Below are 14,491 nucleotides of genomic sequence, written 5' to 3' on the forward strand. Positions count from 1 at the left end.
TGCCGGGCGGCGCCGCAGCTCTTCCGAACCATGAGCCGCACCACCAAGAAGCGAACGCCAGTGCCGGCCCGCCCCGTGCCGTGGGATGATGCCCCGGTACCCCATGGTCCTGGAGGTCCGCGGGTGGCTGACTCGTACGACGCGGACCCGCAGGAAGCACCGTTGCCCCAAAGGGTGGCCGCATTGAAGATCCGTCCGACGACGGACCCGCCGGGAATGCAGGTGACCGGCGAGGTCGTCCTGACCACGCACGACGCGTGGGAACATGCCCTCGAGGACCTTGTCGCAGGGGAGGGCGACGTGCATCTGGACCTGTCCAGCGTGACGTTCGTCGACGTCGCGGGGGCGTCCGCGGTGGCCGTCGCGGCCCAGCACCTCGGCACAGGACGACGCATGATCCTGCAGAGACCGCCGCGCGCACTGCGCCGTGCGCTGGAGATGTTCTGGCCGGATCTGTCGGTGATCGAGGTGACGCGATGACCCGCGTCGCCGATTCGTTCGTCCACCCCGCGCTGTTCTACCGGGGCACCGAGGAGTATCTCGCCGGGACGGTGCCGTTCATCCGGGACGGTCTCTCCGCGGGCGAGCCGGTGGCGGTTGCGGTCCCCGGCCGCAAGCTCGCACTGCTGAGGGCGGAGCTTGGGGCGGATGCCCAGGCCGTGCACCTCGTCGACATGGAGGACGCCGGCCGCAACCCGGGGCGGATCATTCCCCGGGTGCTCCGGGCCTTCGCCGACGCCCATCCGACCGGGCGGGTGCGCATCATCGGCGAGCCGATCTGGCCCGGCCGCACGCCGGTCGAATACCCCGCCTGTGTCCAGCACGAGGCGCTGATCAACGTCGCTTTCCATGGCCGGAGCGTCACCATCCTCTGCCCGTACGACGCCGCAGGGCTCGACGCCGAGGTCCTCGCCGACGCGTACGCCACGCATCCCGTCGTCGTCGAAGGAGGCAGACAGGAGCGCAGCGGTACATATGACCCCGACGGTGTCGTGGCCGCCTACAACCGGCCGTTGGTCCGACCGCCGCACGCCGACCCGTTGACCTTCGACGCCGAACGCCTCCCCGAAGCACGGAACTTCGCGGTCGGACAGGCCAAGGCCCTGGGCCTGTCCGGCGATCGCCTGGAGGACTTCGCCCTGGCCGTCGCCGAGCTGACCACCAACAGTGTGGTGCACGGCGGCGGGTCCGGCACCGTGGCGGTATGGGCGGAGGACGGCCAGATCCTCTGCGACGTCAGGGACTTCGGGCAGCTGAACGACCCACTTGCCGGCCGCCGCCCGCCCGCCCGCGACCAGATCGGCGGCCGGGGCCTGCTGATGGTCCACTACCTCTCGGACCTGGTCCGCGTCCATACCGGCCCGGAGGGCACCGCGATCCGCTTCCACCTCGCGACCTGACGGCGCCAGGCGGCGGCCACCAGAGCGAAGACCCAGGTGGCGGCAGTACGCGACGGAGACTGCGGCTATCCTGTGGGGCGCGCGCCGACGCGCGTTCAGCCCGCCCGGCAACGGGTGAACCACCCGACATGCCGGGGCCTTGTTCGGTGGCACGGCGGAAACGGAGCCGTCATGGACCAGCTGCACTTCGAGACGATCACCTCGTTCATCGAGGACCGGCTCCGCCCGCTCTTCGACGCCGGGACCGGCAGCGACCACGGCTTCGGGATGGACGACACCTCCCGGGCCCTGCGCGCACTGCGCGGCACCGTGTCGAGCGCGGCGGCGGTCAAGGGCATCCTCGAACAGCGCCCCACGGCCGAGGCAGAGCTCCGACAGGTCATGGACCAGACCATCGCGTACAACTGGGACCACCTGGTCGCCGTCGCACGGCACTGGGAGGACCACCCCGACTTCCGGCCCGCCTTCAAGCGCGGCTCCTGGGACTTCGACACCGAGCCGACCGGCCCGGCCGCCGCCAAGGGCTGAGCGGCGAAATCCCAAGACCGTGAGGGGTGGCACATACGACGGCCCGGCGGCCCCGTGCACAGCGCACAGGGCCGCCCGGCCGCTCGGCATGGGGCCGCCGGTCAGACGTTGGGCACCTTGAGCTTGTCCCAGCTCGTCTTGCCCGGAACGCCGTCCGCGTCGCTGCCCGAGTAGCCGAGCTTGCGCTGCCAGGCGGCGTACGACTTGCGGTCGGCCTCGGACCAGTCGGGCCCGGGGCCCACCTCGTACCGTCCGCAGCCCTCGGCGACCAGGCGCTTGCCCATCGCCGTGATGATGGCGCTGCGCCGGCCCACCTGGAAGAACGCCGCACCCGGAAACGGCTCGTACGTCGGAGCGGGCGGATTCGTCGGCCCCGGCGGCTTGCCGCCGAGCCGTTCCCGGATACGGCTGCGCATCGAGTCCATCGTGAACCCGCGCGGATCGACCTTCCCCGGCTGCCACTCCTTGTGCCCGATCACCGAGCGGTACGTCCAGCCGTGGGCACGGCAGATCGCGGCCGCCGCCTTCTCGACGGCTTCCAGCTGCGCCGCCGGCCACGGGTCCTTCCCGTCGCCGAGGTTGATGCACTCGAAGCCGTAGAAATGGCGGTTGCCATCGGTGTTGGCCTCGTTGTCCGCGGGCAGCGTCGACTCGTTGATCACGGCGCGCAGCACGTCGTCGTCGCCGAGCCCCGCGTGGTTGGCGCGCCCGTTGCCCACGAGGTACACCGTGCCGTCCTTGGCGATCACCCCGTGGCAGAGCGGGCCGGGCAGGCTCGAGTGGCCGTTGTAGCAGAGCTCGACGGAGCTCGAGGTGCCCGAGGTCACGGTGTGATGGATCATCACACCGTTCACCGGCCCCCAGGGGCCCTTGTGGTTGCGGTTGTGTGTGCGCCAACTGCGGTGCTCGACCACACGCAGTCCCTCGTTGCGTAAGGCTCTGAGCAGTTTGTCGGCGGTCAGAGGCGTTGCCATCGTGGTGCTCCTTCCGGGAGACGGTCAGTTCTCGGGCCGTCCCTGATCGTTTTGCCCGGTCGCGGGCCCGGCCGAACTCCCCGAGGCGGAACGCTCCGCCGCGACGGCCTCCTCCTCCGCGCTCGCCTCCGCGGCGAGCGCCTCCGCGTCCGCCGCGGGGATCGGCGCGGCCAACGGTCCGAAGACCAGGCGGAGATCGGCCACCGATCCTTCGCCGAGCACCCACGCCAGCGGCGCGTGGTGCACCCGGACGCCGTGCGGGGAGCGCAGCAGGGGGCGCCGGGCGGCGTCCGTCGGCCACTCGACACTGCCCGTCGCCGTACGCGCCGGCACCGTCCAGAAGTCACCGCTGCGGTACGTGCGTCCCGGCTCGAAGTACACGAACACCCCGTCCTCCAGGGACAGCCAGGTGCCCTCCTCGATCCGCAGCGCGCCGCCCCGCGACTTCAGCGCGCCGCCCTTGGACCGTCCGGAGCCCGCAGGGCGGGAGCCGGGGCGGTGGTCCCAGCGGCGGAGGTAGGGGTGCAGCTCGGGGCGGCGGCCCACCGTTGGATGCGGCTCAGCCGAAAGCCGCACCCGGCGTCCGGGCAGGTCGAGTTCCTCGATCCGCAGCAGCGGCAGGGGCTCCCGGCGGCTGGTGTAGGCGGTGTCGACGAACTCGACCCAGTCGCCCACGTTCAGATCGAGCTTGTCGTCGCTGCCGAGTGACGCCAACTCTGCCCAGGTGCCGTTGAGTTCGTCGACAGGGAAGGTCACGGAGCCGTTCTCCCTCGACCACTTGAACGTCGCGTCCTTCGCCGCGCCGCCCTCGTGGATCTCCACCCGGTACAGCTGGTTCTCCGGGCCGCGGTAGCGGGCGTCGGGCTTCACCAGGCACGGGTCCTCGTCCGCGTGGTCCGGCCGTTCGCTGCGTGCGGCCAGCCGGGCCGTCGGCGCCTGCGCCGCCGCCCACTTGTGGAACGCCTCGCGCACCTGGTCCTTCGTGGCGCCGTCCTCCACGTCCAGCTCCGAGCCGGGCACCGGCACCACCTGCCACACCACCTTCAGCCTGGCGGCCGTGTCAGGCATCGCGGACCCGAGCGCCACTTCACGCAGCAACGGGTCCTCTGCGGCGGTGACCGTCCGTTCCCACACCTTGAGGCAGGCCAGATAGGGGAACTGGGTGGGCAGCCGGTCGCCCGGCCGCTCCGGGTCGCGGTACCCGTCGGGCTGATCCCAGTACGTCCACGTGGCAGGCGGCTCCGGGGTGTTCGGGGCGGCCTCGTCCGTGCCGCCGTCGTCGACCACGGGGACGCCGGGCGCCGGGCGGGTCGCGTCGACGAGGATGCCGTCCACGTAATAGCGGCCCGCGCCGATGGACACGTCGTCGAGCTCCCGGCTGCCGCCGAGGAAACGCACCTCGAATCCGGCCGCGTCGCGCGGGCCGCCGTGCGCGCCGATCAGGTCGGACGCGACGGTACGGGCCTGGTGCAACTGGATCGCCGCCTGCTCGTTGGCGTCCGCGTCCAGCTGGACACGGCCCTGCTGCGCGACCACCGCCGAGTAGTGCCGGTCCGGCCGGAAGGTGTCACGGGAGATGTCAGCGTGCATGAGGAGGGGTCCCCCTAGATGAGATTCGCCAGTCGGAAGAGAGTGGTGTCAGGTGACGGGGATGATCCCGGCGTCCGTCCCGGCCGGGATGTACTCGGCGAGCCGGGCTCGCAGGCTGTCCTCGCGCTGCGGCTCGTACAGATCGTGGAAGACGCCCATCTGCGAACCGTCGTCCGCGCCCCGCCGGATCTCGTCGGGGCAACCGTCCGAGAGCCGGCCGTAGTCGGGAGTGCCGTACCGCTCACCGGCAAACAGCGGCCGCACCGGCGGCGTGGCCCCGCCGCCCGCGAGATCCGGTTGGCACCGGTGGCGGCGGGGAGTGCGCGAGCCGGGCGGCACATACGAGAACCGCAGACAGCCGACGCCCCGCCGGGCCACCCGCATCCGGCCGGTGAAGATACTGTTGCCGCCGATCTCGACCGCGTGCGTGTGCACTTCGCCGATGACGGTGGTCCGGTACACGTGCAGCACCGCGTGTGCGTGACGGCAGTCGGGGGCCGACAGCGCGGCACGGTCGTGACCTGTGGCGTCCAGGACGCTGTCCCGGATGTGGATGGGCAGCGGATCGTGATTCACCTCGTCGCCGACGACCTCGATCGTGCCGAGGATGCTGCGCTCGATCTGCACGCACGCCGTGGTGCGGTCCAGGACCAGGCTCGGCTCCTCGGGGGAGTGCGGATCGCACTCCGGCTCCAGCGACCAGCCGGGCACCAGCGTGCAGTGCCGCAGCACCACCGCGCCGACCGGACCGCTGACGTTGAGCCCCCGGCCGGTGACGAGCAGCCCGTCCAGCACGATCCGCGGCGCGTCGGGGCCGGGGCCGCAGTCGTCCTCGCCGGCGCGGACGTTGAGGGCGTCCGGCCGGTTGCTGTACCAGTCGAGCAGCCGGATCACCGGGCGGCAGCCCTCGGCGGCCCGCAGCTCCAGCCGGTCGCCGCGCTCCAGGTCGAAGTCCAGTTGCTCCTGGTAGGCCCCGCTGTGCGTGATCTCGATGACGCCTTCGGGACCGCAGCGGCCGGCCCGCCGGTCGCCGCGCCACTGCTCGTACGCGTCCATGATCCGCTGGAAACGCTGCCCGGGGCCCACCCGGTAGAACTCCGCCGCCGGCGAGGTGTCGCGCTCGCGCGGGTACTCGCCGCCGCCGATGTCGTCGCCGAACGCGTAGTGGTACGTGACCCACACGCCCTGCCGGGGTGCGGAGCGCGAACCGAAGGCGATCCGGCCGAGCACCGGGTCGACGGCCACCTGACCGCGCCGGGGCCGGTAGCGCCACTGGGAGAGATCCGCCACGACGAGGTCGGACATCGGCACCGGCTCGTCCTGGCCGTCCCGCCAGATCGTGAAGCTCTTGCCCGGCCCGTAATGGTCGGCGAGCCGTTCGGCGAGCTGCCGCCGTCGGATGTACGCGGGCACGTTGTCGATCGTCGCGATGTGCGTCGCCGACGGCTCCGACACCGGCCGGGTCACCAGCGGGCTGTCGTTGCCGAGGATGGAGAACGTGTACAGGCTCCGCGCCCGGTCGATGCAGTAGGCCGGCGCGCGGGTGACGTGGTACGGCTTCAGCCGCCATACGAACAGCCCCACACCGGCGGGGGACCAGCCGCCCTGACGCCGGGCGGAGCCCGCCCTGCGCACATCGACCGACCGGGCGGCCGTGCCGAACGGGCCGCCTGCCAGGTCGAGTCCGTAGCCGTCCCGTACGTCGCCCGAGCGGCCGCGTCCCAGCCGGCGGGCATCGGCCGCGGGCGTGCCCGAACCGTACAGCCTGACCGGCTGCTGGTGGGACACGAGCCGGGAGAACTCGACCGCGCGGGCCGGCCATCCCGCGACCTCCTGTGCCAGTTCCTCCAGCAGATGCAGGGTGCCCTTGCGCCGTCGGTTGGCGACGGTCCGGGCTACGTCACGGCGCGGCGCGAGAGCCTCGGCGAGTCGCCGGCGCGACTCGTCCTCGCCCGCGTCGCCCAGCCCCTGCGTCTGCACCCGCTCGTAGCCGGGCAGCGGCGTGTAGCCCACCAGATCGCCCAGATACGGCAGCGCCCAAGGGGCCGCGGTCTCCACGAACAGGTCCTCGTAGCCCTGTTCCACGCCGTCGCGCACCCGGTCGACCTGCTCGGCGATCACCGCGAGGAGCGCGCGCAGCGGCTCCCCGTGCTCGGCGTCGCGGAGCCGGTGCCACTGCGGCAGCAGCTCCCCGAGCCCGTCCGGTTCCCTGCTCATGCCGTGACCTCCGTCAGAATCAGTGTGTCGGCGACCTGCGGTGTCAGCAGGGCGAGTTGGGCGGGCCGGATACCGCGGAAGACGAACACGGCGCGCCCCTTCTCCAGCGGACGTGTGTCGGTGATGTCCGGGTTGAGCCGCAGCAGCTCGGCGAGCGGGATGCCGTGCCGCCCGGCGACGGCGGTCAGCGTTTCGCCGCCCTCCGCGGTGACGCGGTACACCACCTCGTCGTACTCGGCGAGCCGCGCGCCGACCGCCGTCCGGGGCTCACCGATCCGGTCCGCGAGGCCGGCCAGCTCACCGGGGGTGACCGAGGCGGGCACCCCCTCGAACACGTCGACGTCGACGAAGTCGACCCCCGGCACCCGGTGGGCCCTCGCCATCACCTCCGAAAGCCGCGCCGGACGCCCCAGCTCCCTGCGGACCGGCCCGAACTCCCGCAGCAGAGCCTGCCGCAGCCGGGGTTCGACCACCCGCCAGCTGTGGTCCGTGGCGACCTTCACCCTCACCGTCAGCAGCAGCAGGACCAGCTCGCGGACGTCGACCCGCACCGGCAGCCGCGCGTCGCCGTACTGGGCGAGCGACGACCGCAGTGCCCGCAGCACATCGGAGTCGGCGGCGATGGGGATGTCGTCGACGCCGGAGACCGTCACATGCAGCACCCGGCGACGCCCGTCGAAGACCTCCCGCGCCACGGCGCGGCCGATGCCCGCCCGGGAGCGCGCGAAGTCCTCGTAGTCCCGCACCGATACCAGCCGGTCGAGCGCCGAGACGGACAGCGGGACCGTGCGCCGGGTCAGTCCCGGCCCGTCGGCGTCCGCGCCGCCCGTCGCCGCCTGCGGGTTGGTGACACCGGTGACGCCGAGCGGGCGGGTGACGGCCTGGGTGATGCGGTTCGCCCGCACGTTCGCCGCCCGGCCCGTGCCGAAGCGGTAACGGGCCCGGACGTTCTCGCTGCCGCTGGGGAGCCGGGCGCCGTGCACCCCGTCGCCGAACGTCACCGTGGTGCGGCCGTCGCCGGTCGTGCCCGTCACATAGACGCGATCGCGCGGCCCGCGCCCCGCGAGACTGTCCACCTCGTGCCACAGCAGACCGTCCACGCGGACCTCCAGCGCCGGTTCGGCGCCCAGGGGATTGTCGGCGGGCAGCCACGTCAGCGGCGACTGCCACAGTGCGAACGTCTGATGGGCGCGATCGGCGTCGCCGCTGCCGATCGGTTCGTCCCTGCTCTCCCCGTGGGTCGCCGCCACCACATTGCCGAGCACGCGGACCGTGTCCCGACGGTAGCGGTAGGCCAGATCGGTGGTGAGCGTCAGCCTGGTGTGCACATGATCGCCGGGCAGCAGCGGGTCCACTACCTGCTCGACGCCGGCGACGGCCACCACTTCGGTGCCCGTGATCCCCGTCCCGGCGGCCGCGCCCGGCAGCACGTCCGTACGCTCGCCCGACACCACCAACTGCCGGCCGGGCCGCAAACCGTCGTACAGCTCGGCCAGTTCCAGCTCGTTGCCGTGGACGTCCTCGCCCAGCGGCTCGTCGGCGAGCCGCAGCGGCTGCCCGGCCGCGTGGACTGTGGCGTCACGGATGTTCGACAGCAGCACGTCGTGCTCGTCCAGCCAGGGGTCCGCCAGCGTCAGCTCCGTACCGCGGCCCGTGATGCCGAAGTCGGTGTACACGGCGCTTCGTACCGCGGTGACCCTGGTGGTGACGAAGGCGAGCGCCGGGTCGCCGGGAATCCCGTTCGGCGGCGCCTGCCCCTTACGGGGACGCTCGACGGCGACCCAGCTGCCGACCGTGATCGAGTCCTGTACGGAGTCGAGCGCGAGGACGTGCCGATTGGCGGGCTCCGGCACCGTCGCGATACCGATCTCGACGTTCGCGGGCTCAGTGCCCACCGTGTACCTGACCGTCAGTTCGTGGTCGCCGTGCCGGATCTGGTGGTGCTCACCGGGTGCCAGCAGCCAGCTCTTCGTCTCGCCGTTGTGCACGGCCACACGGACGCGGCCGTCGTCGCCGGGCCGCGACACGAACAGCGTCCGCTCGGGCAGCCCGTCCTCCAGCCGGGCCGTGACCCCCGGCTCCTGCGAGTCCGCCGGCCGCCGGCTCAGCCAGCTCAGGTCGTGGTCCTGGCCGGACCGGGTGCGCAGCGTGATCCGCCCGGGGCCCAGGTCGAACGACTTCTCCGACGGCAGATTCTCCGACAGCTGCACCGACGAACCCGTCTCGGTGTGCTGGAACTCGGCGCGAACCGGAACCCGCCCCGCCGGGTCGTAGACGACCCGCATCGAGGTCAGCGCCGCACCCGTCAGCGGCCAGTCGGTCTGCCTGATCACCCGGCCGCGGGCGTCCTGCACCGGCCTCAGCGGCGCGGTCGAACCGAACGGGGCCGCCCGCACCCGCATCGCCAGCACCTCGTGCAGCAGCGGCTGCGGCGCCGGGGCGGCCTGCCGCCACGCCGGGTACAGGCCGTCCGCCACCCGCGGGTCCAGCGCCGACAGCAGTTGCGCCCCCAGGTCCGAGCCCGGCGCCGACTCGGGGTGGGCGCCGCCGGAGCGGGCTCCCGCACCGGGCCGCACATCCCTGGTGCGCAGCGCGGGCAGTACCGCGCCGAGCGCCATCAGCGCCGAGGCGCCCGGGGACGGCAGCGTCTGATCGGGCGGTGCCGGGCGGGACGGTTCCAGGTCGGCGGCCCGCTCACGCAGATCGCCGACCACCGCCTCCAACTGCTCGAACCAGGCGGCCACATCCTCGTGCGCCGCGGCCACGACCCGAGCCTCCGCCAGCCGTTCGTGCGGACCGGCGAGGCGCGCGGCAAAGGCGGCAGGCGACTTCACCGAGTCCAGATCGGCCCGCAGCGGGGCCAGCACCTGGGCGTCGAACTCCTCGATGTACCGGCTCACCGGCCGCGGGTTGGGGTTGTCCGGGGCAGGCTGCCCGTCCTCCACCGCCCGCTCGTCCTCGGTGATCCACTCCCGCAGTTCGTCGACGAGCTCGCTCAGAATCGGCGGTGCCGACTGCGGCAGACCGATCACGGTGACGTCGTCGTCCCGGTCGATCCGTATCCGGGCAACGGTCAGGAGGCGGCGGTCGCCCTTCGTGGCGGCAGGGCCGTCACCCTTGCCCCGTTCACCCCCGAAGACGAAAAGCAGCCGGTCCCCGGTGTTCAGAGCCGACACCGTCCCCGCGATCTGGATCTGCGAACGCCGCGCGAGGTCGGCCGGGACGAGCAGTGACGGCCTGCGCCGCCGCACCGCCAGTTCGTTCCACGACGCGCGGGCGGTGAGGTCCTCGCCCGTCTCGAACACCTGGGACTGCTCGTCGGACGTCGTCGGCACGCTGTTGCTGCGCGCGCCCCGCGGAATCACCACGGAGACCTCGGCCTCCCGCGGATCCCGGTCCAGCGTGTACGCGAGATGCGTGTCCGCGGCGACACCCGGACGGGGACGGTGTCCCACCAGCCGCCCGAGCAGCGCCAGCGAACGGTGCTCGTTCGCCGTGCGCAGGTACGCCTCGTCCGCGATGCGCTCCGAGTGGAACGTGAGGAGGTCTCCGACGACCGCCCACGACTGCAGCAATCCGATCGCCGGATCGTCGGGCGCACGCACCGTAAGCCCCCGCAGCGCCGGATAGGCGGGGGAGGCCAGTCGGTCCAGCATGGCCGCCAGGAACGAGCCGTACTCGCCGACCCGGTAGTCCAGCGACGTACGTCCGGGCGGGTTGTGCAGGGTCGGCGGGGCTTGGCGCTCGCCGTGGCCACCGCAGCCGCAACCGCACATGCCGCTCATCGCGCACCTCCGCCGAGCTCGATGGACAGCCGCCCGTTCTCGGGCCGTTCGGGGTCGTTGTCGCAACGTGCGATCTCCAGCGGGCCGAGCCGCAGCACGCCTGCCTCCAGTGCCGTGTCGTCGAAGCCGTCGGGGTTGTACGTGGTGTCGGGCCGCCCGGCGTCGAAGAGCCGTGCCAGGCGGGTCACCCGTACGCTCTCCACGCCCTGGACGGCCGCCGCCGCGGCCACCAGGCGGCTCAGCCGCACCGGTTCGCCGAACGTGAGCGCGTCCGGATGGAAGAAACCGAGCCGCCCGTCGGCCAGGCGTCCGCGACCCAGCAGCCGGTACAGCTCGGCAAGGATCTGCCCGTGCTGATGCCCGGGCGCGGCGCACACCGTGAGCCCGATGTCGAGCGGGACCACGCGTGCCGGTCCGACCACCAGGTCGTGGCCGATGCGCCGGTAGCTCTCGAGCGCGTGCGACACCGAGTCGAGCAGCTCCGCGTCAGGCTCGCCGGCGCCCAGCGCGTCGATCGCCACATGCGCCTCCTGCACGCTCCCCGTCCAGCGGATCTCCGCGGCCGCCCGCTGAACGCCCGGCAGGCCGGAGGCGAGGGCCGCGTAGTCCGCGGCGGTCACCGCCCGCATCCGGGTGCGCTTCAGATCGAGCGGAGCGAGTTGCCGCACCCGTTCCAGCGGCTCGGGTTCCGTGCCGCCCACGGCGGGAAGCGGATTGCGCACCCCCGCCACCGGCAGCGGGTCGCCCGCCTCGGTCTCGTCCGGCTCGCGGCACAGCACCAGATGGTTGATCGCCTCCGCGCCGACATTGCCCGGCGTGCCGCCGCCGAGCCGGTAGTGCAACTCGAGGCGCGCGCCGGGGCGGGGCCGTGCCCCCTGCCTGCCGTCGCCGAAACGCAGGGCGATCCGACCGTCGTCCTCCAGTTCGCCCACGACGTGCCGGTCCCTGGCGCCGCTCGCCAGCAGATCCCGCTGCGGCGTCCAGACCTCGTCGCCGTCCGTGACGCGCACCGCCGGCAGCGCCTGGCGCGGATCCTGGACCAGGGCGGTCGCAGGGCCTCGTAGTTCGGCCTCGTCCGGGTGCAGCCCGCCGGCGTACGCGGGCCCCCATGTCCGCGCGATCTCCCAGGCGATGTCCCCGTCGAGCACCGCGCCCGCCCGGGCCCTGGCCGTCAGCACGCCCAGCCTGCGCCGCTTCGACGTCAGCAGCCGCTCGCTGCGGTGCAGCAGCTCCCGCAGCGCACGGACCGGGTGGCGGCGGAGCTCGAACCGCTCCAGTACCTTCAGCCCGAACAGCACGGTCAGTTCGGCGATCTCCTCCTCCGTCAGCCCGTCGCAGTCACGGGCGCTGCGCCACAGCTCCACCAGCCGCTGCCGCACCCGCGCCGGGATGCCCGCCAGCCGGACAGCCTGCCCGGCGCTGACATGCGCGGGCAGCGGGAACGGCACGCACTGGACGACGGGGGAGCGCTGCAGCCGGGGACGGAACCGAGGCCGGATCCCCGGGTACACGACTTGGGCCAGCAGGGTCTCCAGCGCCTCTGCCTGCTCGTACGCGGTGCTCGGGACCACCTTCTCCCGTCGCCGTCCCGCCAGTTCGAGGCCGAGCCCCGCACGGGCCGTCTCCGCTTCGCCGACGACGGCGGACAGCTCCCGCATGTGCTCGGCGGTGAGCAGCCGGCCGTGCCGGGCCCCGTCGAGCCGTGCGGTGATCAGGTCGGCCGTGGCGTTGCCGGCGTCCGGATCCCAGCAGCCGAAGCCGGCGGGGTCGCAGGAGCCGAGCACCGCCGGATCCGGCGGCACGGTCACGGTCTCCGGCGACGGGCCGCCGAACGTGAGCGACCGCCCGTGGTCCACCAGCGCCACATTGGCCCGCGCCACAGTGACATCGCCGACCGGCTCGCAGTCACGGCCCGCACGGGTGGTGAGGCAGACCGGGAACGCGGGCGCGTCCTCGGCGGCCCAGGTCACCTCCAGCACCGGCTGGTCGCACAGCGCGTCCACGACCGGGGTGACGGAGGTGAGCCGTACGGCCTGCCGGTGCGCAGGGTCCGCGTCTCCCGGCGTCCCGGAGCGCGGCCCGCGCACCTCCTCGATCAACAGCACGTCACCCGGACGCAGTTGCAGCCTGCGCGTGGCGCACTCCTCGTCGGCCCAGTCGTCGCGCAGGGTCGCGGACGTGGCCCCCTCCGGGAGCGAGCAGACCTCGTCGCCCCATGTCCAGAAGCGGATCGTGTTGTGTTCGGGGCGCAGGACCAGCGGCTCGCCCGCCACCACCGGCTCGAACACCTCGACGGAACCGCGCTCCCCGAGAACCGCCAGGTCACGGTCCTCGATCACCGCGCCGATCTCCGGACGGTCCCGCGGCCCCAGCGTGCGGACGTCGACGGCGGCGAACCGGAACGTGCCCGGCAGCAGCGTCAGCTCCCGCGCCACCTCCACCGTGACGAAGGCGCGCGCATTGCAGCCGTCGTGCATCGGATAGTCGATCAGCCGCACATGGCGCCGCACCGACACCCGGCGGCGCGCCGTGTCCAGATACGCCTCGGTCGCCACGGCGTCCTGCTGGTAGCTGATCCGGTCCCCGGTGTGCGCCAGCAGCTCCACCAGCGTCATGCCGAGATCCGCCGGGTTGCGTTCCACCCAGCCGGGTGTGGTCAGCGCCAGCCGGTCCAGGATCAGCCGGCGGATCGAGTCGTAGTCCCGGGCGGTGTAGTCGATGACCGGCGCCGCGGTGGGTGCGGGCGTCGGTTCCGGCGGACCGCCCGCCGTGTCGTCCTTGCAGTCCAACGGTGTCGGGCAGTCGGCACGGAAGTCGAACTCGGCCGAGTAGTACCGCTGGTCGAAGCCGGGGAAGGGCTCCGTACCGGGCCGGCCGTACGGGTCCGTGTCCACGACCGAGAGCCGGTAGCGGCTCGTGTCCCCGGACCGGTCCAGTGTCACCAGCAGCCGGTCGTCGAGTTCCGGGTCCTCCTCGCGCTCCATGGCGACGTCGACGGCCTCGATGCCGGTGATCCGGCGGCCGCCGTCGATGCGGATGTTCTCCGGGCAGAGTCCGTGCGGAGCCTTGCCGAGGAACGTGACGGTCAGCGTCAGCCCGTCGTCACCCACCTCCACGGTGTCCACGCCGCCGAACTCCGCGGTCCGGACCCGGGCGCGTCGGCTGCCACCGCGCGTGCCCACCTCGTGCCTGCCGCCAACGCGTCCGCCGTCCTGGTGCCTGCCGCCGCCGCGGCGGGCCGGCTCCTCGCTCGTGTTGCTCATGCGGGGGCGCTCCCTTCGAACACCTCGTCGCGACGGCTCTGCGTGGAGCGCACCACGTAGCGCAGATACACCCGGACCACGTTCTCCTCGCTCACCACGTCCAGCGCCTCCACCTCGATCAGATCGCCCAGCCAGCGCTGCAGCGACGCCTGCACGGACAGCTCGAGGGCGGAGGCCAGCTCGGGACTGTTGGGTGTGAACACCAGGTCGAGCAGCCCGCAGCCGAAGTCGGGCCGCATGACACGCTCGCCGGGGCTGGTGAACAGCAACTGCTCCACCAGATCCCGCACATGTTCGTCGTACGAGGCGTGCCCGGTACGCCCGCGCCGGTCGGAGCGGAACGGAAAGGCGATGTCGTCGCGTACGGTCCTCATCGGCACATCACCCCGTGCCGCGCCGCGAGCACGACCGGCGGGCCCTGGGGAACGAGCGTCGCACCGACACAGACGGCCTCCGTCGTGTCGAGCAGCGCCGGCTTCCCGTCGACGAGCACTCCGCCCGCGTGCGGACTCCACCGCACGGAGGTGCAGGGGTGCGGCACCCGGTCGATCGTGTGCGTGCAGCCCGACACGGCGAAAGTGTCGGACCCGGTGTGGACGGGCAGCCCGTCGATCCGCACGTCACTCGGCGCGGACGTGGCGAAGACACGGCCCCCGTGCGGGCAGTGGAGCGCGGCTGCGGCGCTGACGAAGGTCCCGGTGGTCCCGGAGTGTCCGGACATGACTTCTCTCCCC

Annotated in this window: 10 protein-coding genes; 3 read left to right on the plus strand and 7 right to left on the minus strand. The window is 72.8% G+C overall.

Annotated features, from left to right (window positions below; genetic code table 11):
* Window positions 1–123 precede the first annotated feature (123 nt).
* The 3 genes from ACIQ7Q_RS10400 to ACIQ7Q_RS10410 all read left to right on the plus strand — a co-directional run bounded on the left by ACIQ7Q_RS10400 (window position 124) and on the right by ACIQ7Q_RS10410 (window position 1,928).
* Window positions 124–480 (plus strand): STAS domain-containing protein, encoded by a 357-nt coding sequence (locus ACIQ7Q_RS10400; protein ID WP_403858647.1) that lies wholly within the window; start codon window positions 124–126, stop codon window positions 478–480.
* Complete coding sequence (locus tag ACIQ7Q_RS10405) at window positions 477–1,400, plus strand: anti-sigma factor RsbA family regulatory protein (protein ID WP_403858649.1); 924 nt, start codon at window positions 477–479, stop codon at window positions 1,398–1,400. Before ACIQ7Q_RS10400 ends, ACIQ7Q_RS10405 begins: the two co-directional genes overlap by 4 nt.
* 171 nt (window positions 1,401–1,571) lie before the next feature.
* Window positions 1,572–1,928 carry a hypothetical protein gene (locus ACIQ7Q_RS10410; protein WP_403858651.1) on the plus strand — a complete coding sequence of 119 codons (357 nt, stop codon included), beginning with the start codon at window positions 1,572–1,574 and terminating at the stop codon, window positions 1,926–1,928.
* Between the two features lie 101 nt (window positions 1,929–2,029).
* Here the strand turns inward: ACIQ7Q_RS10410 and ACIQ7Q_RS10415 are convergent, their stop codons facing one another.
* The 7 genes from ACIQ7Q_RS10415 to ACIQ7Q_RS10445 are packed head-to-tail and all read right to left on the minus strand — an operon-like array spanning window position 2,030 to window position 14,478.
* Complete coding sequence (locus ACIQ7Q_RS10415) at window positions 2,030–2,902, minus strand: peptidoglycan-binding protein (protein WP_403858653.1); 873 nt, start codon at window positions 2,900–2,902, stop codon at window positions 2,030–2,032.
* Between the two features lie 24 nt (window positions 2,903–2,926).
* A complete protein-coding gene (locus ACIQ7Q_RS10420) occupies window positions 2,927–4,492 on the minus strand; it encodes a DUF6519 domain-containing protein (protein ID WP_403858655.1) in 1,566 nt (521 codons plus the stop codon).
* Window positions 4,493–4,540: 48 nt separating this feature from the next.
* Window positions 4,541–6,709: a hypothetical protein gene (locus tag ACIQ7Q_RS10425; RefSeq protein ID WP_403858657.1), complete on the minus strand. Its 2,169-nt coding sequence runs from the start codon at window positions 6,707–6,709 to the stop codon at window positions 4,541–4,543.
* Window positions 6,706–10,494, minus strand: coding sequence for a putative baseplate assembly protein (locus ACIQ7Q_RS10430; RefSeq protein WP_403858659.1), 3,789 nt, complete (start codon window positions 10,492–10,494; stop codon window positions 6,706–6,708). The genes ACIQ7Q_RS10425 and ACIQ7Q_RS10430 overlap by 4 nt, the downstream gene beginning before the upstream one ends.
* Window positions 10,491–13,757: a putative baseplate assembly protein gene (locus tag ACIQ7Q_RS10435; RefSeq protein ID WP_403858661.1), complete on the minus strand. Its 3,267-nt coding sequence runs from the start codon at window positions 13,755–13,757 to the stop codon at window positions 10,491–10,493. The genes ACIQ7Q_RS10430 and ACIQ7Q_RS10435 overlap by 4 nt, the downstream gene beginning before the upstream one ends.
* Window positions 13,754–14,131 carry a GPW/gp25 family protein gene (locus ACIQ7Q_RS10440; protein ID WP_403858663.1) on the minus strand — a complete coding sequence of 126 codons (378 nt, stop codon included), beginning with the start codon at window positions 14,129–14,131 and terminating at the stop codon, window positions 13,754–13,756. Before ACIQ7Q_RS10440 ends, ACIQ7Q_RS10435 begins: the two co-directional genes overlap by 4 nt.
* Window positions 14,128–14,478 (minus strand): hypothetical protein, encoded by a 351-nt coding sequence (locus ACIQ7Q_RS10445; RefSeq protein WP_403858665.1) that lies wholly within the window; start codon window positions 14,476–14,478, stop codon window positions 14,128–14,130. Before ACIQ7Q_RS10445 ends, ACIQ7Q_RS10440 begins: the two co-directional genes overlap by 4 nt.
* Window positions 14,479–14,491 lie beyond the last annotated feature (13 nt).

Origin of the sequence: Streptomyces sp. NPDC096176 (assembly GCF_044763255.1) — a bacterium.
In the GTDB taxonomy this organism is placed as follows: Bacteria; Actinomycetota; Actinomycetes; order Streptomycetales; family Streptomycetaceae; genus Streptomyces.